This is a genomic window from Burkholderia sp. SJZ089, assembly GCF_007828315.1.
GTDB lineage: Bacteria > Pseudomonadota > Gammaproteobacteria > Burkholderiales > Burkholderiaceae > Burkholderia > Burkholderia gladioli.
Map to the genome: position 1 here is coordinate 23,157 of NZ_VIUM01000008.1, position 21,296 is coordinate 44,452.

Sequence of the window (21,296 nt, forward strand, 5' to 3'; positions counted from 1 at the left end):
CAGGCGATGGACATGAAGCGTGGCGCCGGGCGGGACCAAGGTCTCGTCCTCTACGATCCGGCGGCGCAGGCGGCGCTCGACGACTGGCGCGTGCGCATCGCGGCCGCCCACGCGCGCATCGCCGCGCGCGTGCGGCGCACGCCGGTGCTGCAGTTGGCCGCCGGCAGCTTCGGCTTCGATTTCGACCTCGCGCTGAAGCTCGAGACCTGCCAGCACACTGGCTCCTACAAGCCGCGCGGCGTGTTCAACCGCCTGCTCGCGCGCGGCGACGTGAACGGCTCGCGCACCGTGGTGGCGGCCTCGGGCGGCAACCACGGCATCGCGGTCGCCCATGCGGCCAGCACGCTGGGCTTTGCCGCCCAGGTGTTCGTGCCGACGCTGACGCCGCCGGAAAAGCTGCGGCAGATCCGCGAGCTCGGCGGCGAGGTGATGGTGAGCGGCGCCAACTACGGCGAGGCGCTGGCCGCCAGCGAGCGGCATGCGCGCGAGACCGGCGCGCTGGCCATCCACGCCTTCGACGAACCCGAGCTGATCGAGGGGCAGGGCACGGTCGCGCTCGAACTCGACCAGCAGGCCGGCGCGCCCGACACGGTGCTGGTCGCCGCGGGCGGCGGCAGCCTGCTGGCCGGCGTATGCGCCTGGTATGCCGGCACGGCCACCCGCGTGATCGGCGTCGAGCCGGTCACGGCGCGCGCGGTGGGTGCCGCGCTCGAGGCGGGCGAGCCGGTGGACGTGACGGTCGGCGGCGTGGCCGCCGATTCGCTCGGCGCGCGCCGCGCCGGCCGCCATACCTTCAAGGTGATCGCGCCGCGCGTGGCGCGCATGCTGACGGTCGAGGATGCCGAGATCGTCGCCGCGCAGCGCGCCTTCTGGCGCGAGCTGCGGCTGGTGGCCGAGCCGGGCGGCGCGACCGCCTTCGCCGCGCTGCTGTCGGGACGCTACGTGCCGGCGCGCGACGAGCGCGTCGCCGTGATCGTCTGCGGTGCGAACACCGATCCCGCCAGGGTTTGCGGCGAGCCCGCCGAGGCACGGCCCTGATTTTCCTTCCTACACAAACGTTTGCCGGCCACCCTCCCCAAGCCAAGACATGAACGCCCGTAATTTCACGCTGCTGTTGACGCTCGCCGCCCTCTGGGGCGCCTCCTTCCTGTTCATTCGCGTCGGCGCGCCCGAGTTCGGGCCGGTGCCGCTGATGGCGGTGCGGATCCTGATCGCGGCGGTGTTCCTCGCGATCGTGCTGGCCTCCCGGCGCGGTTTCCACCGCATGTCCGGCAAGCTGCTGCCGCTGTTCGTGATCGGGGTGCTGAACCAGGCGCTGCCGTTCTGCCTGTTCGCCTACGCCGAGCTGACGCTGCCGGCCGGGATCACCTCGGTGATCAACGCGACCACGCCGCTGTGGGCCGCCATCGTCGCCTTCCTGTGGATCGGCGACCGCCTGAGCGGGCTGCGCGTGGCGGGCCTGTTCATCGGTTTCGCGGGGGTGCTGATCCTGGTCTGGAAGGACCTGACGGGCGGCGGCTCGTTCGGCGCCGGCGCGATCGCGCCGCTCGCCGTGCTCGGCGCGACCCTGTTGTACGGCATCTCGGCCAACGCCACCAAGAAATTCCTGGTCGGCGTCGATTCGCTGGCGATCGCCACCGGCAGCATGATCGGCGCGGCCATCGTGCTGCTGCCCTTCATGTTCCTGTATTGGCCCGCGCATCCCGTCTCGGCGCTGGCCTGGGGCTCGGTGATCGCGCTCGGCGTGGCCTGCACCGGCATCGCCTACATCATCTACTTCCACCTGATCTCGACCGCCGGCCCGGCGCGCGCGGTCTCGGTCACCTTCCTGGTGCCGATCTTCGGCCTGGTGTGGGGCTCGCTGTTCCTCGGCGAGGCGATCACGCCCACTATGTTCCTCGGCTGCGCGGTGGTGATCCTCGGCACCATGCTGGCGAGCGGCGTGCTCAAGCTGTCGGTGCTGACCGGCAAGCGCTCGGCTTGATATCCGGCCTGGTGTTCGGTCTGACGTCCGGCCTGGCACGGCGGTCCGGCGAGGCCGGCTGCCGGCGATGGCGCGTTCCGGCGGCCTCAGTCGGCCGCGGCGCTGAGCTGGACCACCGGCTGCTCGGCGGGGCGCGGGTTCTTCACCGCCTCCATCAGCCATTGGCGGAACACGCGCGCGCTCGGGTTGTCGAGCGTCTGCTCCGGGTAGACCAGGTAGTAGGCGTATTCGGGGGTGATCGGCGCGTCGAACAGGATCGTCAGGCGCCCGTCGTCCAGCTCCGAGGCGATGATCGACTTGCGGGCCAGCGCCACGCCGTGGCAGGCCAGCGCCGCGTGGATCACGCCGTTCGAGTCGATGAACATGGTGCCGCGATCGCCGCGCACGCCGCCCACCTGGTAGCGGTCGAGCCAGGCCAGCCATTCCTTGTGCCGCTCGTCGTGCAGCAGGGTGACGCGGCCGAGGTCCTGGAAGGACTGGAACGGCCCGGCCTGCTCGATCAGGCGCGGGTTGCAGATCGGGTAGAGCGGATCGTCGAGCAGCAGCTCGGACTTGAGCCCCTGGTAGCGGCCCGCGCCGTGGCGCACCGCGAAATCGATCTGGTCGTCGACGAAGGCCGCGTAGCGGTTGGTGGTGCTGATGCGCAGGTCGACGCCGGGCGCCACGCGCGAGAGCTCCGACAGGCGCGGCACCAGCCATTGCATCGCGAAGCTGTGCGCGCAACTGACCGTGACGATGTCGGTATGGTTGGCGTTGCTGCGCAGGCGGTCCGTGGCGCGCAGGATCAGGTCGAACACCTGCTGCAGTTCCTGCAGGTAGCGGATGCCGTGCGGGGTGATGTCGATGCCGCGCGGCGAACGTTGCAGCAGGCTGACGCCCAGTTCTTCCTCGAGCTTGACGATCTGCTGGCTGATCGCCGAGGGCGTGACGTGGATTTCCTCGGCGGCCGTCTTGATGCTGCGGTGCCGGCCTACGCTCACGAAGTAGCGTAGGGCCCGCAGGGACGGCAGCGCGGAGTATTTGTTCGGGCTCGACATGTGGCTCTGACTCTGACGTAAGTTGATTGCTCTCGCCTCGTGCCGGCGCGCTCGGGCCGCCGGCTTACTAATCTGACAACGATGATGCACCGGTTTCGTTACGGCCGCCGCCGGGCCGAATCCGGCCCGGGCATCCTGCCTGGCGCCTCGCGAGCCGCTCTCCCGACCCGCCGACGCCGCCCGGCCCGGCTTCGGAACCCCGCCGAAGCCCGCGGCGCGAACGCCATCCGTCCACACATTTAAGTCAGCAAACCCGGCTGTTGGTTCGAAAATCGCGCGGCGGCTTCGGATCCGAAGACTCGCCTGCGTGATGACTGCGCCTCATGCATGCATGTCGCTCGACATGCGCAGACGAGTCTAACGGCCGCTTTGTTGACGTTGCATGAATAAATCCCGGTGCAATTCCGGCAATTGCTCAACTAAATGAAAAATTATTCCGGGATTATAAACACCAATTGCAGTATTTACATCAATTTGATAGCTGACTTGATGAGATCAGTCGGGTATCCCGCTGTTCCGGCACTGTCAGGAATAGCAGGTTGAAAAGGGGCTGGGATGAGTCTGGCTCAGGAACCGTTCCCGGCCCGGCGGCCGTCGCCGCGGCTTGCCGGCAATCCGCGCGAGCGCGCCCGGCGGGCGTGCGCGCGATTTAAGCGGATGGACTTTGCTTCGATTTATTTGATTTTGATTCCAGTTGCATAGGTGATTTTCCTTTAATTCGGCGACTGATGAAATGGATTGGACGCTGCGTTGCCTTGATTGGTCCAGGCGGCGCGGCATCGTCCTGGCCGGAACTGCCTCGTTGACGAAATCGGCATAAGCCGGCCGCCGCGCGCTCGGCCATGCCGGGGCGCGAAGGCATGCGATCGCGTGGGCCGGGAGCCGGGCGATATCTTCCGCCGTGCCATGCGCGCTAGACTGCTGCCCGGCGCCGATGCACCGGCTCGAATCACTGGGGGAAGGGACGATGGACCGCATGGCAGCGATGGAAACCTTTGTGGCGGTGGTCGAGGCGGGCTCGTTCTCGGCCGCCGCGCGGCGCCTGAAGCTCGGGCAGCCCGCCGTCTCGAAGTCCGTCGCCCAGCTCGAGGCCCATCTGGGCGCGAGGCTGCTGTTGCGCTCGACGCGCGGCCTGACGCCGACCGACGCCGGCCAGCGCTTCTACGAACATGCGCGGCTCGCCATCGAGGAGGCCGACCAGGCCGAGCAGGCGGTGCGCGAATCGTCGGCGGGGCTGTCGGGCCGGCTGCGGGTGGGCGCCGCCGTGACCTTCGCGCGGCTGCACGTGTTGCCCGCGCTCAAGACCTTCGTCGACCGCCATCCCGACCTGCAGCTCGACATCATCCTCGACGACCGCGCGATCGACCTGCTGGAAGAAGGCGTGGACGTGGCGCTGCGCATGGGGCGGCTCGACGATTCCTCGATGACGGCGCATCCGATCGCCAGCAGCCGGCGACTGGTGGTGGCCACGCCCGAGTACCTGGCCGAGGCCGGCACGCCGCTCACGCCGGCCGAGCTGAGCCGTCACCAGGCGATCGTCTACTCGCAGCGCGGCGGCGGCGAATCCTGGTCGTTCCGGCGCGATGGCACCGAGGTGACGGTGGCCGTGTCGGGGCGCGTGCGGGTCAGCGCGGCCGAGGGCATGCGCACCGCCGTGCTCGCCCACATGGGGCTGGCGGTGGCATCGGAATGGATGTTCGGGCCCGAGCTGGAGAACGGCACCGTGCGCGCGGTGCTGACGGATTGGGCGTTGCCGCCGGTGGACCTCTGGGCGGTGTTTCCCTCGGGCCGGCTGGTGACCTCGAAGGCGCGGGCCTTCGTGGCCTTCGTCGAGGAAGTGCTGGCCGGCGAGCCGGTCGCGCCGCGCTGAACGGCGGTGCAGCCGGCCGCACGGCCTGCCGCGCCGCCTAGAACGCGCGCCGGCCGATCGAGGCGCCGCCGTCGACGAACAGCGTCTGGCCGGTGATGAAGCCGGCGTCCTCGGACAGCAGGAAGGCGATCGCCGCCGCGATCTCGTCGGCTTGGCCGAAGCGGCCCATCGGCACGCCCGACAGGTAGCGGCGCTCGCCCTCGCTGCCGGGCGGGTTGTTGGCGCGGAACAGTTCCGTCTCGGTCGGCCCCGGCGCCACCGCGTTCACGGTGATGCCGGTATCGGCCAACTCGAGCGCCCAGGAGCGCGCGAAGCTGACCAGGGCCGCCTTGGCCGCCGCGTAGGCGGTGCGCTCGGCGATGCCGAGGATCGTCAGGCTCGACACGTTGACCACCCGCCCCCAGCCGCGCTCGCGCATGCCCGGCAGCAGCGCCTGCACGGTCTGCACGGCGGGATGCAGGTTGACCGAGAACACCTCGTCGAGCGTCGCGAGCTCGACCGCGCCGAGCCGCTGCGGTTTGACGAGCCCCACGTTGTTGACCACGCCGTCGAAGGCGTGGCGCGCGAGCAGCGCGCGCAGCGCGGCGTCGGTCGCGCCGGTGTCGCCGAGATCGACGCTGACCAGTTCGCCGGGGAAATCGGCCGCCTGGCCGCGCGCCAGCCCGACCACGCGATGGCCGGCCCGCGCGAGGCGCCGGCTCAACGCGAGGCCGATGCCCTTCGAGGCGCCGGTGACGAGAAAGCTGCGTTGTGACATGAATCGGCTCCAGTGGCGAGAGAGAAGGGGGCGAGGCGCTCAGCGCGCGGCGCGGGCGCGTTCCAGCACCGGGAACAGGTCCTCCGGCTCGGGACGACGCGTGTAGTCGGGATTGACCTCCGAGTAGAGCACCACGCCGTCCTGGCCGATCACGTAGCGCGCCGGCATCGGCAGCGTCCACGACGGATCGTCGTTGGTCACCGGCAGGTCGTTCTTCAGCTTCCTGTAGAGCTCGACGAGATAGTCGGGCAGCGCGAAGCGCAGGCCGAAGGCGGCACCGACCTCGCCCTTCGCATCGCTCAGCACCGGGAAGTCGAGCTGGTTGTCGCGCACCGACTTGCGGCTGTTGACCGGCGTCTGCGGCGAGATCGCGACCAGCCGCGCGCCGTATTCGCGCAGTTGCGGCAGCGCCGCGTCGAGCGCCTGCAGCTCGAGGTTGCAGTAAGGGCACCAGACGCCGCGATAGAAGGTGATGACCAGCGGGCCCTGGGCCAGCAGGTCGGCCGAGGACACCAGCTTGCCGTCCTGGTCGCGCAGCGTGAATTGCGGCGCGCGATCGCCGGCCTGGACCGCGCGGCCGGCCTGGCCGCTGGCGATCAGCTCGGCGGTGGCGCGCTCCATGATCGGGTGGATTTCCGCGGGCGCGTTGTAGGGCGGCTTGCCGGCGCGGAAGTCTGCCTTGAAGGCGTCGAGTTTCTGTTGCAGGGACATGATGGACTCCTGGGGAATGATCGAAAGAGCGCGTCGGCCGGCGCGGCCTGCCTGTTGCGTGCGCCGGCTGCTGCATGGTTTTTCGCGGCTCAAGCGGCGACGGCCTGGGCGGGCTTGGTCCACTCGTTGCCCTTCATGAAGGCGTCGTATTCGGTGTGCACCACGTGGTTGGTGTAGTTGCTCATCACCTTGGTGGCCACGCCGAGGATCACCTCGAGCACGTTCTGGCGCGTGTAGCCGGCGGCCAGGAAGGCTTCGATGTCGGCCTCGGGAACGAAGCCGCGCTCGCGCACCACCAGCGTGGCGAAGCGGTGCAGCGCCTCCAGCTTCGCCTCGGGCAGGGCGGTGCCGGCACGCAGCGCGGCGATCGATTCGGGCGTCATGCCGACCATCTTCGCCAGCGTGCTGTGGCCCGCCATGCAGTAGTGGCAGTCGTTCTCGAAGTTCGCGCTGAGGTAGACCACCTGCTGCTCCTGCGGCGTCAGCGTGCTTTTCGAGAACAGGTCCCAAAGCGCGGAATAGCCGGCCAGCAGTTCGGGGGATTCGGCCATGTGCGCCTGCAGGTTCGGCAGGAAGCCGAAGGCCTTTTTCGTGGCTTCGAGCGTGGCCCTGGATGCGGCCGGGGCGGTGTCGATGGTGTAGGCGGGGAAGTGGCTCATGGTTCGCTCCTGTTGGGTGGGTTGGTGAGCGAATGATGCGAGCGCGGGGGCGGGCGAAGAAGACGGGTGGCGGTGATAGGAGTCATTCCCGGGGGGAATGGGGCGGGTGGCGGGGCGGGGTGGCGCCGGCGTGTTTCGAGAGGTGTCGTTTCCTGCCGGGAAGAATTGGCTTCCTTTGTCGACCCATTTGATTAATGGGCGTTTCTATTATCCGAAATGCTGTTTGGTGAAAAGTCGATGATGTAATATTCGGTAATCGTGAAGATAAAAAAATAATTACCCGCTTTCAGGAGACAGTGATGGGAAATTAATAACCGAATATTCTGAGAGGATTTTCCAATGAATCGATCGTCCGAATTGACACGCCTGCTGGCATTGGCTGGCCTGTTGGTGCTTGCACAGGAACACGACGCCTTTGCCCAGTCGGCACCGAGCGGGAAAATCGAATTCGCGCAGACTCACGTCGTGCCGCGCAGCGGCGGCACGCGATTGGCGCCCGTGCCGATCATCCATCGCCAGGCCCTGTTGTTGTTCACCCCGGATACGCCGGTCCCGGCTGGCGTGCAGCCTTATCTGGATGTCAGGCAGGGCGCGACGACCGTATACAGCGTGCCCCTGACGCCGCCAGCCGGCCTGCCCGGCATCCTGGAAAGCGGGCTGACGCAGGCGAAGCTGCAGCCCTACAGCACGGCGGCGTGGAGCGCCGTGGTGCCGGCCGCGGACGTGGTGCCGCAGTATTCGCTCGGCATCCGCTATGGCAACGGCGCGAGCCTCGATGCGACGCCCGTCAAGTGGGCGCGACCGGCTCGCTTCACGATCGGCAGGCTGTCGCTGGTGCTGTGGCCGACGGCACAGGATCCCACTACCTCGGAAGTGCCGATTTCGAAACTGGCGCGCGACTATTACGGCTCGATTCCGGTCAGCACCCTGAATTATTTCGATTACACGACACTCAAGCTCGATTATGCGGTGCTTCAGGGCGGTAATCATGCTCCGCGCAAATACACCCGATTCGCCGACGTCACGGCCGATGGCGCCAATGATCTCTATGGCAAATTGCTCAAGCCGTTCGCGATTCGCGCCAGCCTGGCCAATACCGGGCGCGGCCTGCTGATTCGCGACGCGAAGGGCGCGACGGTCTATGGCGATTCCTCGCCCTACAGCTTCGGCTCGTATATCGGGATCGGCTGGTACTACGACGCGGCGAAGGGCAAGTACCAGGATGCCAACACCTTCGGCTACTCGGGCGGCTGGACCGGTTGGGCCGCCACCTGGAACTACGCGAGCGGACAATGCGGCAACCTTTTCGCCCATGAGCTCGGGCATTCCCTGGGGCTGTCGCATTTCACGGAGGGGACCGCGAAGCAATGGGGAATCGCGGACGAATATCCGAACGACGGCATCAACGGGCCGAACAATCCCTGGGGGTTCGATACCGTGCACAACCAGTTCCGCACCTGGTATCGCGTCAACGCGGATGGGCCGGTGATCGACAAGGCGACCGGGCAATCGGTCGGCAAGCACGATCCGATGAATGGCGGCGAGGACGGCAATGCCGTCGCCTGCTATCCGCAGTTCACGGCCTACCAGGCGATGAAGATGCAGAACTGGCTCGACACGACGCCGACGCTCGCTGACCAGGCCGCCACGCCGGGCGTGTATCGCTGGAACGGCACGACGCTGCGCTACGACGCGACGAGCGTGGCCGACGGCGCGCTCGCGCCGGTGAAGATCGACACGCCGGTGGCGACGCTGATCGGTACGCTGACAGCCAGCTCGACCGACGGCACCTCGCAGGTCTATCCGCCGCTGTTCGCGAAGAGCGGCAATGTGTTCGCGCTGCCGAGCCCATTCGGCAGCGGCCTGCCGGCGCTTTATGCCGATGCGCGCTATTTCGTGAAGATCAGCTATGCCGATGGTTCGGTCGACTATGCGCTGATTCCCGACAAGGAAATCACCGGCACGACGCAGCTCGACACCTTCTCGCTGAACCTCGATCTGCAGCGCGATCCGCGACGCGTCGAGCTGTTCCACTCGCGCAAGGCCTATCCGGCGATCACCGAGCAGGATAGCGAGCTGATCCACACGCGCGACATCGAGGCGCCGGCGGTCGATCAGTTGCCGGCGCCGGTGGTGGTGGGCTCCTAGCCGAAAAAGCGGCGATCGTGATCGCCGCGGCGCACGACGGCGGTCGGGACGGCAGCGAAGATATTTCTGCCATCCCGGCCGCCGACGCGATCCATCCCGCTCAATCCCCCGTCGCCACCGCGTAACGCTCCAGCCAATGCGCATACGGCGCCGGCAGCACCCACGAGGGCCGCTCCACGCCCAGCTTCCTGGCCGCGAAATACGGCCAGTGCGGATCGGCCAGGTGCGCGCGCCCGACCATCACCAGGTCGAGCTGGCCTTGTTCGACGGTGCGATTGGCCACCTTCGGATCGTCGATGCCCCAGGCCGAGGCGACCGGCAACCCGGTTGCCTGCTTGACCTGCGCCGCGATCGGCGCGAGGAAGCCCGGGCCCCAGGGAATCTGCGCGTCGGGCGTCGAGAAGCCCACGCTGACGCTCAGCATGTCGAGCCCGCCGCGCTTCAGGTCGCCCGCCAGGCGAATCGACGCATCGAGCGTGGCCGCATCGTCGCCGTCGTATTCGATCACGCCGAAGCGCGCCGTCAGCGGCAGGTTCTCCGGCCATGCCGCGCGCACGTCGGCCAGCGTTTCCAGCAGGAAGCGGCTGCGTCGCGTCCAGTCGCCGCCGTATTCGTCGCTGCGCTGGTTCGCGTGCGGCGAGAAGAAGCTCTGCGCCAGGTAGCCATGCGCGAAGTGCAGCTCCAGCCATTCGAAACCCGCCTCGCGGGCCCGGCGCGCCGCGGCCGCGAAATCGCCGCGCACGCGCGCGATGTCCTCGTGCGTCATGGCCTGCGGCACCTTCGGCAGGTGCTTGCCGAAGGCCGAGGCCGACGGCGAAATGGTCTGCCAGCCGCCCGGCGCGTCGTTGGCGATATGGTCGTCGCCTTCCCAGGGACGGTTCGCGCTCGCCTTGCGGCCCGCATGCGCGATCTGGATGCCCGGCACCGCGCCGGCCGCCTTGATCGCGGCGGCGATGCGCGCCAGCCCGGTGATCTGCGCATCGTCCCAGAGGCCCGTGCAGCCCGGCGTGATGCGGCCTTCCGGCGACACCGCGGTGGCCTCGACGATCACCAGGCCGGCGCCGCCGCGCGCCAGGCTCGTGTAGTGCGCCAGGTGCCAGTCGTTGACGAAGCCGTCGATGGCGCTGTACTGGCACATCGGCGGCACCGCGATGCGGTTGCGCAGCTCGACGTCCTTCAGGCGGAACGGGGTAAACAAAGCGGTCATGCTCTTGCCTCTCGGTCAGGTGACGGTTCGCGCGGCCGGCTTCGCCATCGGTCTGCCGAGGCGTCGCGCCGAAACCGCGGGACACGTCCAAACGAAGCGCGCCGGATCGAACGGCGCGCGGCTCAGGGTTTTCACGGAGTCTAAAGGGCGGTCGCCATAATGAAAACTATCTGCCGATTATCGAATCGATAAACGTGGCTAATGGCGACGGTTGCCGCGCCGGGCGGCGATTTCGTCTGAAGGAAACGGGGAGGGCGCGGGGAAAGCGGGCGTTCAGCCCTTGATGCGGCGCGGCGGCGCGTAGCCATGTTTCCGGAACAGCCGGGCCAGATAGGAGGGCGACTCCAGCCCGACCGCGGCGGCCGCGGCCACCACCGTCATGTTCGGCGCGCGCAGCAGCGCCCGCGCCTGCTCGACGCGTCGGCGCGACTGGTAGTCGACCACCGATTCGCCGGTCGCGTCGCGGAAGATGCGCGTGAGCGTGCGGCGCGACAGTCCGAACTCGTAGGCGATGCGGTCGAGCCCGACCGGCTGGTCGAGCGTCGCGTCGAGGAAGGCAAGGATGTCGCGCACCAGCTCGCGATGCGCGTCGGCGCTGCCGGGCGGCAGCGGCGCCGAGGCGAGGCCGGCTTCCACGCAGGCGGCCGCCGCCATCTGGGCGGCCAGCTCGGCGCGATAGGCGGCCAGCTCGCCGCCGCCGGCCTGGCCGGTGCCGGCGGCCACGCGCACGGCGTCGAGCAGCGGCAGCGGCGCGGACCAGACCGAAATCCGCGCGCAGGACAGCGCGCGCCGCGCCTTGCGCTCGCAATGGGCCACGAAATCGCGGGCCACGTAGACCGCCACGTGTTCCTGCTGGGGCCGGTAGCCGTGGGTGTGGTGCAGGCGATGCGGCGGGACCACCACGAAGGATTTCGGCGCGACGCGCAGCGGCGCCGCGTTCGATTCGACATTGAGGATCAACTGGCCGGCGCGCGGCAGCAGGAACATGTATTCCTCGTCGTGCGCGTGCGGCTCGGTGCGATAGCCGCCGACCGATACGTGCCGGACGTCGGCGACGCGGTCGTCCGAGAGATGACGGGAGGCGGTGGGATAGTGCTTCATGATGCGATTCCTGACGCGCCGGACAGGGGCGCGGCGCACGCCATGCGATGCTTCGCGCGGCAGGGGCCGGCACGCGGATCGAGCGGCCAGTATAAGGCGCGTCGCGCCGGCGTCGAAATTCACGGCGGTGCGCTGCTTGCCGCTGCCTGCCGCCGGCTGGCGGCGCGGTGCTCGCCGGCCGGCGGCAGGCAACCGCGAGCGCGCCAGCGGCAGCCGATTCGTCCGACTACCGCTGCGCCATGCCGCCGCCGCGGCGCTCAGGCCTGGCGCGAATGCGCGCGCCTCTGGCGCACGGCATCGGCCAGCACTTCCAGCACCGGCTCGGTCTGCGCCCAGCTCAGGCAGGCGTCGGTGATCGACACGCCGCGCTTGAGCGGCACGCCCGGCTTCAGGTCCTGGCGCCCCGCCTCCAGATGGCTCTCGACCATCACGCCGACGATGCGCTGCTCGCCCTGCGCGAGCTGCCCCGCCAGGTCCTGCGCGACCTCGATCTGCCGCTCGTGCGACTTGTTCGAGTTCGCGTGCGAGCAGTCCACCATCACCTGTTCGCGCAGGCCGGCCTTGCGCAGCACCGCGCAGCAGGCTTCCACGTGCTCCGCGTCGTAGTTCGGGCCGTTCTTGCCGCCGCGCAGGATCACGTGCGCGTCGTCGTTGCCGCGCGTCTCGAAGATCGCGGCCATGCCCATCTTCGTCATCCCCATGAAGGCATGCCTGGAGGCCGCGGCCACGATCGCGTCCGAGGCCACCTGCACGCCGCCGTCGGTGCCGTTCTTGAAGCCGATCGGGCAGCTCAGGCCCGAGGCGAGCTGGCGATGGCTCTGGCTCTCGGTGGTGCGCGCGCCGATCGCGCCCCAGGCGATCAGGTCGGCGATGTACTGCGGGCTCAGCAGGTCGAGGAACTCGGTGGCGGCCGGCAGGCCCAGCGCGTTGATGTCGAGCAGCAGGTGGCGCGCCGCGCGCAGCCCTTCGTTGATGCGGAAGCTGCCGTCCAGGCGAGGATCGTTGATGTAGCCCTTCCAGCCCACCGTGGTGCGCGGCTTCTCGAAGTAGACGCGCATGGTGATCAGCAGCTCGTCCTTCAGCGTGTCGGCGGCGGCCTTCAGGCGGCGCGCGTAATCGAGCGCCTGGTCGTGATCGTGGATCGAGCAGGGGCCCACCACCAGCAGCAGGCGGTCGTCGCGGCCGTGCAGGATGTCGCCGATCGCCTTGCGGGTGTCCTCGACCAGGGTTTGCGTGGCCTGCGGCACCGGCAGCTCGTCCTGCAGCAGCGCCGGCGAGATCAGCGGGCGCACCGCGCCGATGCGCACGTCGTCGATGCGCGTGGTGTCCTGGGTCGCGTCGGCAACGCCGACCTCGCGGTCGTGCGAGGGATTGTCGAGGTTCTGCATGGAAATTCTCCGGGGACGTCTTCTTGAATGTCGGGCAGGCTCGATTATGGCATTCGGTCGTGACGGCGGAGCGGGCGGACGGGGGCGGTGAAGGAAAATGAAGAAGGCGATCCGCGACGGCGGATCGCCCCTGGGCGACAGCGTTTTTTTGTTATCGGCGTGCGTGCCGCATCGCTCAGTGCTGCGTTTCCGGCGCCAGCGAGCTGCTCGGCAGCAGGGCCGTCAGCGCGCAGGTGCTGGGCGCGGGCTTGCCGGCGAAGCGATCGTAGAGCCAGGGCAGCATGCCGGCGGCCCAGGTCGCGACCGAGCCGAAATGGTCGAGCGGATATTCGACATGGACCACCGGCGTGCCGCTCGCGCAGAACTTCTGCGCCAGGGCGCGCACGTCGTGGGCCAGCATCACGCCGTCGCCCACCTGCAGGCTGAAGGTGCCGTCCACGATGCCGATGGTGCCCTGGCCGATGTACATCGGGATGGTCGGCGAGGGGGCCAGCCCCGCGTTCACCTTGTTGGCGTAGGTCACGTACACCGGGATGCTGTTGATGTCGTTCGCGTATTGCGGCTTGAACAGGGTCTTCCAGCGCAGGCCCGTGTACCTGGGCAGGATGTAGGCGAGCGACTGGCTCTGGATGTCCTTGAACACGGCCACGCCGGTATCGCTGAGGTAGGGCGTCAGGTCGAAGCCGAAGCCTCGCGAGAGCCCCGCCAGCGCGGCCGCGGCCACGCCGCCCCAGACGATGCTGCCGTCCACGTACTTGAGGTTGTGGGCGGGGTCGACCAGCACGCCGCCCTCGGCCGCGCCCACCAGCTGCTTGTTGACGTCGGGCGCATAGCTCGGCGCCAGCTGCGCGGCCCAGTTGGTGGCGATCGCGCCGCCGGAATAACCGATCATCGCCACCTTGCTCGCGGGCGTGAGGCCGGTGGACGAGGTATTGAGCGCCGCGCGGATCGAGTCGAGCGTGGTCATGCCGTATTCGGGGCCGGCCGCGAAGTCGGCGGTCTGGCCTTGCGTATCGGGCACGATCACGTTGTAGCCCAGGAGCAGCAGCGCCGAGAGCGGGATCGATTCGGCGCTGTAGATCAGGGTGCCGAGATTGACGAACTTGGTGATGTCGCGATTGCCGGCGATCACCTGCGAGGGTTCGTCGTAGGGGTTCAGCGAGTCGTAGGCCGACTGGTAGGAGATGGCGTGGCCGTTGCTGACCTGGCTGCGGATCACCGAGGTGACGTTGACCACCGGCTGGTTCTGCGCGTTGTTGGTGCGATACAGCAATTGCTCGGCCTTCAGCGCGGTCGGGATGCCGGCCACGTGATAGGTGAGCTCGCGCGTCTTGAGCACCGTGCCGGCCGGAATCGATGCCAGGGGCGTGTTGCCGGTGTAGGTGTAGAACGGATCGGAAACGGTGGCCGGCCCGGCGCTGGCCGGCGACGCGGCCAGGCCCAGCAGGCAGGACACGGCCGCGGCGGCGGCCAGGGAGAGTTTGGATGACATGCGAGAAGTCCCTCTGTGAGTTTGTTTCGTTTATGTAGTTTCAACAGGACTGCAAAGCGATCGATTGCATCGAAACGGGAACGAATTGGCCGGAATATGGGGTTCTTCTCGGGCGGGCGTCTCGAACCCGTCGCGAGGATTCTGGATGACGGGCTGCCTGGAAATCAACCGCGCGCCCGCTCCAAACATGTTTTTGAAACGCTCGCGACGATGCGCGGCCGCCTGGCACGAAGCCGGCGGCGGATTCGTGAAATGAACGGGCTGCTCGCTCGGCACAGGGAAAACGCCGGGGCGGCGCGGCCCCCGCGCGACGGGCCCGGCGCGCGGCTGGCCCGATCGTGCTCGATGCCTGGCCCGATCGGGCGCGACCGTTTTTTTGTGCTTCGGCATGCTGGCGCCACTTTTACGTGGGAGCCAGTTCATGAGTCTTGTTGGAGTCCTGTCCGCGTCGGCGGGCGTCGCGAACGATCGCGGCGATCCGCGGCCGCATTTCCTCAGCGTGTTCCCGGCCGGTGCCGGCGGCGGCAACCCGGCGCCCGTGGTGCTCGATGCCGATACGCTGCCGGCCGAGGCCATGAAGGCGGTGGCGGCGCGTTATGGTCACGAAAGCGCCTTCGTCTGCATGCCTGAGGATCCTCGCAACCTGTGCCGGCTGCGCTTCTTCGTGCCCGAGCACGAGATGGAGATGTGCGGGCATGCCACGCTCGGCGCGATGTGGCTGCTGCGCGAGACCGGCCGCTGGAGCAGCGCGACGGCCCGCGTCGAGACGCTGAGCGGCGTGGTCGAGCTGCGTTACGACGAAGCGGCGCGACGTATCGACGTGAGCCAGCCGCGCGGCAGCGTGCAGCCGGTCGAGGATGCGGGCCTGCTCGACGCGATCCGCCAGGTGCTGCGCCTCGATGCCGACGCGCTCGGCCCGCATGGCATCGTCAACGCCTGCACCAGCCGCACCAAGACGCTGGTGCCGATCCGCTCGGTCGAGCGGCTCCATACGATCGCGCCCAGGCTCGACGCGGTGCGCGCCTTGTGCGACGCGCTCGGATCGACGGGACTCTATCCCTTCGCGATCGAAGCGGCCCGGCCGCTGGTCCTGCAGGCGCGGCAGTTCCCGCGCGGCTCCGGTTATCCCGAGGACGCCGCCACCGGCATCGCGGCGGCGGCGACCCTGTATGGCGCGCTGCACCACGGCCTGCTGCCGGCCGGCGAGACGGCGATCACGATCCGCCAGGGCGTGGCGATGGGGCGGCCGTCGAGCATCGGCGTGGCCCTGCGCGAGCCGGGCAATCCCGAGGCGGGCTGCTGGATCAGCGGCGCGGTGGAGCCGACCACGCTGGAGCCGCGCGCATGAAGACCTATACCAATGCCCAGGTGGCCGGCTGCCTCGATATCCCTTCCTCGGTCGAGGCGATCCGCCGGGCCTACCTCGAGATGGCGAACGGCGGCGCCAGCGTGCAGCCGCGCGCGCGGATCGGCCTGGCCGACCTGAAGTTCAGCGCGATGAGCGCGATGCTCGGTTCGGCGCGGCTGGCGGCCAGCAAGCTCTACACGACCATCGACGGTCGTTTCCGTTTCTACATCGCGCTGTTCTCGCTCGACGACGGCGAACTCGTGGCGCTGCTCGAAGGCGATTCGATCACCGGCTTGCGTACCTCGGCCACCACGCTGCTGGCCGCCGAGCACCTCGCGCGCCCGGGCAGCGCCAGCCTCGGGCTGTTCGGCAGCGGCGTCCAGGCTCGCGCGCATGCGCTGGCCTTCGCGGCGCGGCCGGGCTTGCGCGAGCTGCGCATCCACAGCCCGGACGAGGCAAGTGCTCGCGCGCTGGCCGACGAGATCGCCGCCGGCCACGGGATCGGGACGCGAGTGGTCGAGGCGCGCGAAGCCGCCGCGGCGGACATCGTGGTGCTCGCCACGCGCGCATCCGAGCCGGTGCTTCGCGGCGACTGGCTGCGGCCTGGCGCCTTCGTCGCCAGCATCGGCGCGACGCGGCCGGACCAGCGCGAGATCGACGATGCCTCGCTGCAACGCGCCTCGCGGCTGGTGGTCGACTGGACCCGGCAGACGCCGCTCGAAACCGGCGACCTGCTGCTGCCGCCGCGCGAGCTGGTCGAGCGCCGGCCGCTGGTCGACCTGTCGACGGTGATCGCGGCCGGCGAGCGCCGTGCCGGGGACGCCGAGGACATCGTCATCTACAAGGCCGTCGGCATCGCGCTGCAGGATGCGGCGGTGGCCTGTCTCGCCTATACGCGGCTCGTTTCAGGACATTGAACCGGCTGCCTTGCTACCCGCGTTCGTCCGCGAACGCCCAGGAGTGCCTCATGAAGTTTCCGCTCACCGCCCGCATCGTGGCCGGCATGCTGCTCGGCATCGCCGCCGGTTATGCCTGCCATGCCGGTTTGCCGGCCGACCAGGCCGCTCGCTTCGGCGGCTATTTCTCGCTGCTCGCCGATGTGTTCCTGCGGCTGATCAAGATGATCATCGCGCCGCTGGTGTTCTGCACGCTGGTGACCGGCGTCACCCGCATCGGCGACGTGCGCACCGCCGGCCGCATCGGCCTGCGCACGCTCGGCTGGTTCATGGCGGCCGGTTTCCTGTCGCTGGTGCTGGGCGCGTGCCTGGCGAACTGGCTGAAGCCCGGCGCCGTGCTGGGGCTGCCGCTGCCGCCGGCCAACGCGAGCTCGGGGCTCAATGCCGGCGCGTTGTCGCTGAACCAGTTCGTGGCGCACCTGGTGCCGAGCAGCATCGTGCAGGCGATGTCCGGCAACGAGATCCTGCAGATCGTGGTGTTCGCCGCGTTCTTCAGCGCCGGGCTCACGGCGCTCGGCGACAAGGGCGCGCTAGTGGTGTGCCTGCTCGACGAGGTGGCGCAGGTGATGCTGAAGGTGACGGGCTACGTGATGGCGCTCGCGCCGATCGCCGTGTTCGGCGCGATCGCGAACGTGGTGTCCTCGCGCGGCTTGTCGGTGCTGCTCACCTACGGACGCTTCATGGGCGAGTTCTACGGCGGCCTGCTGCTGCTCTGGCTGCTGCTGGTGCTGGCCGGCGGGGCCCTGCTGGGCCGTCGCGTGTTCGCGCTGATCCGGTACATGCGCGTGCCGATGCTGCTCGGCTTCAGCACCGCCAGCAGCGAATCGGCCTACCCGAAGACGCTGGAGCAGCTGGAGCGCTTCGGCGTGCCCAAGCGCATCGCCAGCTTCGTGCTGCCGATCGGTTATTCCTTCAATCTCGACGGCACCATGATGTATTGCACCTTCGCCACGCTGTTCATCGCGCAGGCTTACGGCGTGCACCTGTCCTTCGCGCAGCAGGTGTCGATGCTGGCGATCCTGATGCTGACCAGCAAGGGCATGGCGGCGGTGCCGCGCGCCTCGCTGGTGGTGATCGCGGCCACCCTGGGCCAGTTCGATATTCCCGAGGCGGGCCTGCTGCTGGTGATGGGCGTGGATCACTTCCTCGACATGGGGCGCACCGCCACCAACGTGATCGGCAACGCGGTGGCCTCGGCGGCGGTGGCGAAGTGGGAGGGGGTGTTGATGGAGGAAGGGGCGCGGGAGGAGGCAGAGGCGGAGGCGGACGACATGGTCCAGCGCGCCGAGGCGGCGGCGACCGTGCCGGTGGCGATGCAGCACGGTCATCGAGCGGCCTGACCCGTCGTCAAGGCGTTCGGCTGGCGCGCTGCCTGCGCCTCACCCCGTTCGCGCGATCAACTCGCGCAGCACCGCATCGACCTCCACCTCGCCCTTCAGGATCGGCCCGTGGGTGCACTCGTAGTCGATCCAGCCTTCGTTGAAGCCGTCGAGCATGCGCATGCGCGGCAGCGGATGGCGCATGCCTTGCGCGCGGAACAGCGCGTCCCAGGCGCGCCGGTCCACCGCCTCGGCCTGCACCGGCTTGCCGAGCACGCGCGAGAAGGCCGCCGCGAGGTCGTGCGGGCTCAGGCGGCGCGGCCCTTCCATCTCGACCACGCGCAGGCCCTGCCAGCTTTCCTGGATCAGCCGTGCCGCCACGCGCCCGACGTCGGCGGTGGCGTTCATCGGCACGGGGCGCGCCAGCGGTTGCAGGAAGCTGGCGATCAGGCCGTGCTCGCGCGCCGACTCGATGTCGCGGCTGGCGTTCTCGATGAACCAGCCGGGCCGCAGCAGCGTGACCGGCATCGGCAGCTCGCGCAGCGCTTGCTCCATCAGCCCGCGCTGCGTGAGCAGGTTCATCTCGCCGGCCTGCGCGCCGATGGTGCTCAGGCACAGCACCCGCTCGGGACGCGCCGCGCGCAGCGCCGCGACCACCGCGTCGATGATGCGGCGCGCCTTCGGAAAACCCGGCTCGGGATCGAAGTCGGACGGCGGCAGTACGAACACGGCGCGCGTGTTCTCGAAGGCGGCGGCCAGCGCGGGTGCGTCGTCCATCCCCGCGGTGGCGATCTCGCAGCCGCGCGCGGCCCAGTCTCCGGCGCGGCCGGCGTCGCGCACCACGGCCCGCACCGGGCGGCCCTCGCTCAACAACTGGCGGCCGAGCGCGCCGCCCACCTTGCCGGTGATGCCGGTGATCGCATACATGGGGAATTCCTTCTCGCAGCGGGGCGCGAGCCGGTGCCGGCGCCCCTCGGTGGCCCGGGCCCGGCCGGGAATGAGACGGATTGTGCGGGCTCGCCCGCGCGCGACCCAGGCCCGCCGGGTCAGGGCATTGATGACATGGCGTCATCGATCGGCGGCCTTCGGCTCGTGATACCTTTGCGCCATCCTCCCTCACGCCCGGCCCGCGCCGGTCCACCCCGATGCCATCGCGTCACGAGAACCTGTCCGGCGGAATCAGCGTGTTCGCGGCCGTGGTCGACACCGGCACCTTCGCGGCTGCCTCCGAGGTGATCGGCATGACGCCGCCCGGCGTCAGCCGCGCCATCGCCCGGCTCGAGAAGCGCCTGAAGATCCGCCTGTTCAACCGCACCACACGCTCGGTCTCGCTGACCGACGAGGGGCGCCGTTTCTACGAGCAGGTCATGCCGCACCTGGCGGGTCTGGAGGAGGCGGCCGCGGCGGCCGCCGGCGACGCGGCGGTGGTGCGCGGCCGGCTGCGCGTCAACCTCGATCCGGTCTGCTACGGGCTGGTGCTGGGCGCGCCGCTCGAGCGCTTCATGGCAGCGTATCCCGGGCTGGACGTCGAGGTCATCGCGCGCGATACGGTCGGCGACCTGGTGCTGGAGGGTTTCGACCTGGCGATCCAGTTCGGCGAGCCCAAGGCCTCCACCCTGGTCGCGCGCAAGCTGTTCGACACCGGCGTGGTGACGGTGGCCGCGCCCGCCTACCTGGCGCGCCACGGCCGGCCGCTGCGGCCCGAGGACCTGGCCGGCGAGGGCCATCGCGTGATCGAGTTCCGCAATCCCGAGACGGGTCGCCCCTATCGCTGGGAGTTCCGGCGCAAGCGCCGGCACCTGGTGGTGGAGGCGCGCGGCCGGCTCACCGTCAACGATCCGGCCGCGCATGTGCGCGCTTGCGTGGCGGGCCTCGGCGTGGCGCAGATGCTGGCCTTCGCGGTCGAGCCGATGATCGCCGCCGGGCAGTTGGTCAACCTGTTCCCGGATTGGGCCGACGAGCGTTTCCCGCTGTATGCCTATTACCCGTCGCGCCAGCATTTGCCGGCACGCACGCGCGCCTTCCTCGATTTCGTGATCGGCCTGACGGGCGGCACGCCGGGCTGAAGGCGTGCCGCCGAGCGCTCAGAACTTGTGGCGAATGCCGGTCACGACCAGCAACTGCGAGGGGCCGCTCGACGCGCCGCTGGTGCCCTCGATCTGCGCGAGCGCGTTGGTCGCGTGCTGGTAGAGCAGGTCGACGTAGATATCGGTGCGCTTCGAGAGGAAATACTGCAGCGCCGCCGTGGTCTGCCAGTAGTGCCACGACCCGACCTTGCCGTTGGTGGACACGTTCGTGTAGGTCTCGGCGATCGCCGCGTGCAGGGCCGGCGTGAGGCGGTAGCGCAGGCTGGCCTCGGCATTCTCGTAGGTCTGGTACTGGCTGGCCGGCGTCAGCTCGAAGCGCGTGTTGGTATAGAGCAGCCCGAAGGTGGCGTTGCCGAGTTCGTAGAGCCCGCCGGCTCCCCAGATGCGCTGGTAGGTGATGCCCTTGAGGAAGCTGAAATAGTTGTCCGACGGGATCGCGCCGGTGGTGTCGGTGGCCGGGTGGTCGAGCACCACGTAGGCGGCGCCGAGCCGCCACGGGCCGCCCGACCAGGCGGCCCCCACGCTGTAGGAGCGATTGGTCGAGAAGGCCCCGGCATTGCCCGACAGCGCGTACATGGTGTTGATCTGCAGGCCGTAGAGGCTGGGCGTGACGTACTTGATCGCGTTGTCGGTGCGGAAGCTGTTGTTGATGTCGTCGGTATCGAAGGGGTGGGTCGCGTACTGCACGGTATCGGTGGCGACCTGCAGCGGCTCCAGCGAATCCTGCGAGGCGTTGTATTGGCGGCCCAGCGTCAGGGTGCCGTAGCGGGCCGTGGCGATGCCGACCCAGGCCTGGCGACCGAAGATCCGCCCGTTCGCGCTGGCCGTGCCGGTCTGCAGGTTGAAGCCGTTCTCGAGGCGGAAGATGGCCTTGTTGCCGCCGCCCAGGTCCTCGCTGCCCAGCAAACCCCAGCGCGAGCCTTGCTCGCTGCCCGCGGTGGACTGGTAGTTGGCGTGGCCGCCCTGGTTGCTGGTGTAGGTGAAGCCGCCATCGACGATGCCGTACAAGGTGACGCTCGATTGCGCCTGGGCGGCGCCGGCGGCGAGGCCGATGCCGACGCTGCCGGCCGCGATGCGGATGGTACGCGATGCTGCTGCTTTCATGGTGGGTTCCCCTGCTATCTGCACGAATAGGCACTACGGTTGACGAAATCTCTTGTTCTTCGTATTGATCAGTGATGCGAAATAAAGGCGACGGTTTCCCGCCAGGCACCGCGCATGCCGCGCGGCCT

Annotated in this window: 18 protein-coding genes; 8 read left to right on the forward strand and 10 right to left on the reverse strand. The window is 69.0% G+C overall.

The features are described 5' to 3' along the window. The first annotated feature begins 6 nt into the window (after positions 1-6). Together FB600_RS16380 and FB600_RS16385 are read left to right on the forward strand one after the other, a co-directional pair. Positions 7-1,038 (forward strand): threonine/serine dehydratase, encoded by a 1,032-nt coding sequence (locus FB600_RS16380; protein ID WP_080959702.1) that lies wholly within the window; start codon positions 7-9, stop codon positions 1,036-1,038. Between the two features lie 49 nt (positions 1,039-1,087). Beyond that, the gene (locus FB600_RS16385) at positions 1,088-1,984 is read left to right on the forward strand and encodes a DMT family transporter (protein WP_013691251.1); all 897 of its coding nucleotides are present in this window, start codon (positions 1,088-1,090) and stop codon (positions 1,982-1,984) included. Between the two features lie 86 nt (positions 1,985-2,070). On the opposite strand, the gene gcvA is transcribed toward FB600_RS16385, so the two are convergent. Next, on the reverse strand, positions 2,071-3,021 hold the full coding sequence (gene gcvA / locus FB600_RS16390; RefSeq protein ID WP_096751757.1) for a transcriptional regulator GcvA: 951 nt from the start codon (positions 3,019-3,021) through the stop codon (positions 2,071-2,073). Between the two features lie 967 nt (positions 3,022-3,988). Here gcvA and FB600_RS16395 point away from each other — a divergent pair. Beyond that, complete coding sequence (locus FB600_RS16395; RefSeq protein WP_047838235.1) at positions 3,989-4,891, forward strand: LysR family transcriptional regulator; 903 nt, start codon at positions 3,989-3,991, stop codon at positions 4,889-4,891. Between the two features lie 37 nt (positions 4,892-4,928). Here FB600_RS16395 and FB600_RS16400 read toward each other — a convergent pair whose 3' ends face one another. From FB600_RS16400 to FB600_RS16410, 3 genes are all read right to left on the reverse strand, one after another. Then, complete coding sequence (locus FB600_RS16400) at positions 4,929-5,648, reverse strand: SDR family oxidoreductase (RefSeq protein ID WP_098153080.1); 720 nt, start codon at positions 5,646-5,648, stop codon at positions 4,929-4,931. 39 nt (positions 5,649-5,687) lie between these two features. Next, positions 5,688-6,359, reverse strand: coding sequence for a peroxiredoxin-like family protein (locus FB600_RS16405; RefSeq protein WP_047838234.1), 672 nt, complete (start codon positions 6,357-6,359; stop codon positions 5,688-5,690). Between the two features lie 89 nt (positions 6,360-6,448). Next, positions 6,449-7,018: a carboxymuconolactone decarboxylase family protein gene (locus tag FB600_RS16410; protein WP_096751755.1), complete on the reverse strand. Its 570-nt coding sequence runs from the start codon at positions 7,016-7,018 to the stop codon at positions 6,449-6,451. A 339-nt stretch (positions 7,019-7,357) separates the two neighbouring features. Between FB600_RS16410 and FB600_RS16415 the strand changes: the two genes are divergently transcribed. Next, entirely contained in the window at positions 7,358-9,166 is a 1,809-nt protein-coding gene (locus FB600_RS16415; RefSeq protein WP_227742817.1) for a M66 family metalloprotease, read from the forward strand. A gap of 100 nt (positions 9,167-9,266) precedes the next feature. Here FB600_RS16415 and FB600_RS16420 read toward each other — a convergent pair whose 3' ends face one another. The 4 genes from FB600_RS16420 to FB600_RS16435 form a co-directional block, all read right to left on the reverse strand. Continuing rightward, complete coding sequence (locus tag FB600_RS16420; RefSeq protein WP_098153079.1) at positions 9,267-10,373, reverse strand: NADH:flavin oxidoreductase/NADH oxidase; 1,107 nt, start codon at positions 10,371-10,373, stop codon at positions 9,267-9,269. A gap of 273 nt (positions 10,374-10,646) precedes the next feature. Next, positions 10,647-11,474, reverse strand: coding sequence for a helix-turn-helix domain-containing protein (locus FB600_RS16425; RefSeq protein ID WP_098153078.1), 828 nt, complete (start codon positions 11,472-11,474; stop codon positions 10,647-10,649). A 257-nt stretch (positions 11,475-11,731) separates the two neighbouring features. Next, positions 11,732-12,862 carry a 3-deoxy-7-phosphoheptulonate synthase gene (locus tag FB600_RS16430; protein ID WP_096751752.1) on the reverse strand — a complete coding sequence of 377 codons (1,131 nt, stop codon included), beginning with the start codon at positions 12,860-12,862 and terminating at the stop codon, positions 11,732-11,734. Between the two features lie 175 nt (positions 12,863-13,037). Further along, positions 13,038-14,354 carry a lipase family protein gene (locus FB600_RS16435; RefSeq protein WP_096751751.1) on the reverse strand — a complete coding sequence of 439 codons (1,317 nt, stop codon included), beginning with the start codon at positions 14,352-14,354 and terminating at the stop codon, positions 13,038-13,040. Positions 14,355-14,775: 421 nt separating this feature from the next. Here FB600_RS16435 and FB600_RS16440 point away from each other — a divergent pair, with 421 nt between their 5' ends. Genes FB600_RS16440 through FB600_RS16450 form a run of 3 tightly spaced genes read left to right on the forward strand, consistent with a single transcriptional unit; the run spans position 14,776 to position 17,998 of the window. Further along, a complete protein-coding gene (locus tag FB600_RS16440) occupies positions 14,776-15,702 on the forward strand; it encodes a PhzF family phenazine biosynthesis protein (protein ID WP_105819723.1) in 927 nt (308 codons plus the stop codon). Beyond that, positions 15,699-16,619, forward strand: a complete 921-nt coding sequence (locus FB600_RS16445; RefSeq protein WP_145757082.1) for an ornithine cyclodeaminase family protein — start codon at positions 15,699-15,701, stop codon at positions 16,617-16,619. Before FB600_RS16440 ends, FB600_RS16445 begins: the two co-directional genes overlap by 4 nt. 50 nt (positions 16,620-16,669) lie before the next feature. Next, the gene (locus FB600_RS16450; RefSeq protein WP_096751748.1) at positions 16,670-17,998 is read left to right on the forward strand and encodes a dicarboxylate/amino acid:cation symporter; all 1,329 of its coding nucleotides are present in this window, start codon (positions 16,670-16,672) and stop codon (positions 17,996-17,998) included. Positions 17,999-18,037: 39 nt separating this feature from the next. Here the strand turns inward: FB600_RS16450 and FB600_RS16455 are convergent, their stop codons facing one another. Continuing rightward, entirely contained in the window at positions 18,038-18,904 is an 867-nt protein-coding gene (locus tag FB600_RS16455; protein WP_096751747.1) for an NmrA family NAD(P)-binding protein, read from the reverse strand. 218 nt (positions 18,905-19,122) lie between these two features. On the opposite strand from FB600_RS16455, the gene FB600_RS16460 reads away from it, so the two are divergent. Then, complete coding sequence (locus FB600_RS16460; RefSeq protein ID WP_145757083.1) at positions 19,123-20,043, forward strand: LysR family transcriptional regulator; 921 nt, start codon at positions 19,123-19,125, stop codon at positions 20,041-20,043. A gap of 18 nt (positions 20,044-20,061) precedes the next feature. Here FB600_RS16460 and FB600_RS16465 read toward each other — a convergent pair whose 3' ends face one another. Beyond that, positions 20,062-21,168, reverse strand: coding sequence for a porin (locus FB600_RS16465; protein ID WP_145757084.1), 1,107 nt, complete (start codon positions 21,166-21,168; stop codon positions 20,062-20,064). Positions 21,169-21,296 lie beyond the last annotated feature (128 nt).

Excerpts from the sequence above, each read along its gene's own strand:
- FB600_RS16380 (WP_080959702.1), top strand. The coding sequence starts at position 7 with ATGGACATGAAGCGTGGCGCCGGGCGGGACCAAGGTCTCGTCCTCTAC.
- FB600_RS16385 (WP_013691251.1), top strand. The coding sequence starts at position 1,088 with ATGAACGCCCGTAATTTCACGCTGCTGTTGACGCTCGCCGCCCTCTGG.
- gcvA (WP_096751757.1), bottom strand. The coding sequence starts at position 3,021 with ATGTCGAGCCCGAACAAATACTCCGCGCTGCCGTCCCTGCGGGCCCTA.
- FB600_RS16395 (WP_047838235.1), top strand. The coding sequence starts at position 3,989 with ATGGACCGCATGGCAGCGATGGAAACCTTTGTGGCGGTGGTCGAGGCG.
- FB600_RS16400 (WP_098153080.1), bottom strand. The coding sequence starts at position 5,648 with ATGTCACAACGCAGCTTTCTCGTCACCGGCGCCTCGAAGGGCATCGGC.
- FB600_RS16405 (WP_047838234.1), bottom strand. The coding sequence starts at position 6,359 with ATGTCCCTGCAACAGAAACTCGACGCCTTCAAGGCAGACTTCCGCGCC.
- FB600_RS16410 (WP_096751755.1), bottom strand. The coding sequence starts at position 7,018 with ATGAGCCACTTCCCCGCCTACACCATCGACACCGCCCCGGCCGCATCC.
- FB600_RS16415 (WP_227742817.1), top strand. The coding sequence starts at position 7,358 with ATGAATCGATCGTCCGAATTGACACGCCTGCTGGCATTGGCTGGCCTG.
- FB600_RS16420 (WP_098153079.1), bottom strand. The coding sequence starts at position 10,373 with ATGACCGCTTTGTTTACCCCGTTCCGCCTGAAGGACGTCGAGCTGCGC.
- FB600_RS16425 (WP_098153078.1), bottom strand. The coding sequence starts at position 11,474 with ATGAAGCACTATCCCACCGCCTCCCGTCATCTCTCGGACGACCGCGTC.
- FB600_RS16430 (WP_096751752.1), bottom strand. The coding sequence starts at position 12,862 with ATGCAGAACCTCGACAATCCCTCGCACGACCGCGAGGTCGGCGTTGCC.
- FB600_RS16435 (WP_096751751.1), bottom strand. The coding sequence starts at position 14,354 with ATGTCATCCAAACTCTCCCTGGCCGCCGCCGCGGCCGTGTCCTGCCTG.
- FB600_RS16440 (WP_105819723.1), top strand. The coding sequence starts at position 14,776 with ATGAGTCTTGTTGGAGTCCTGTCCGCGTCGGCGGGCGTCGCGAACGAT.
- FB600_RS16445 (WP_145757082.1), top strand. The coding sequence starts at position 15,699 with ATGAAGACCTATACCAATGCCCAGGTGGCCGGCTGCCTCGATATCCCT.
- FB600_RS16450 (WP_096751748.1), top strand. The coding sequence starts at position 16,670 with ATGAAGTTTCCGCTCACCGCCCGCATCGTGGCCGGCATGCTGCTCGGC.
- FB600_RS16455 (WP_096751747.1), bottom strand. The coding sequence starts at position 18,904 with ATGTATGCGATCACCGGCATCACCGGCAAGGTGGGCGGCGCGCTCGGC.
- FB600_RS16460 (WP_145757083.1), top strand. The coding sequence starts at position 19,123 with ATGCCATCGCGTCACGAGAACCTGTCCGGCGGAATCAGCGTGTTCGCG.
- FB600_RS16465 (WP_145757084.1), bottom strand. The coding sequence starts at position 21,168 with ATGAAAGCAGCAGCATCGCGTACCATCCGCATCGCGGCCGGCAGCGTC.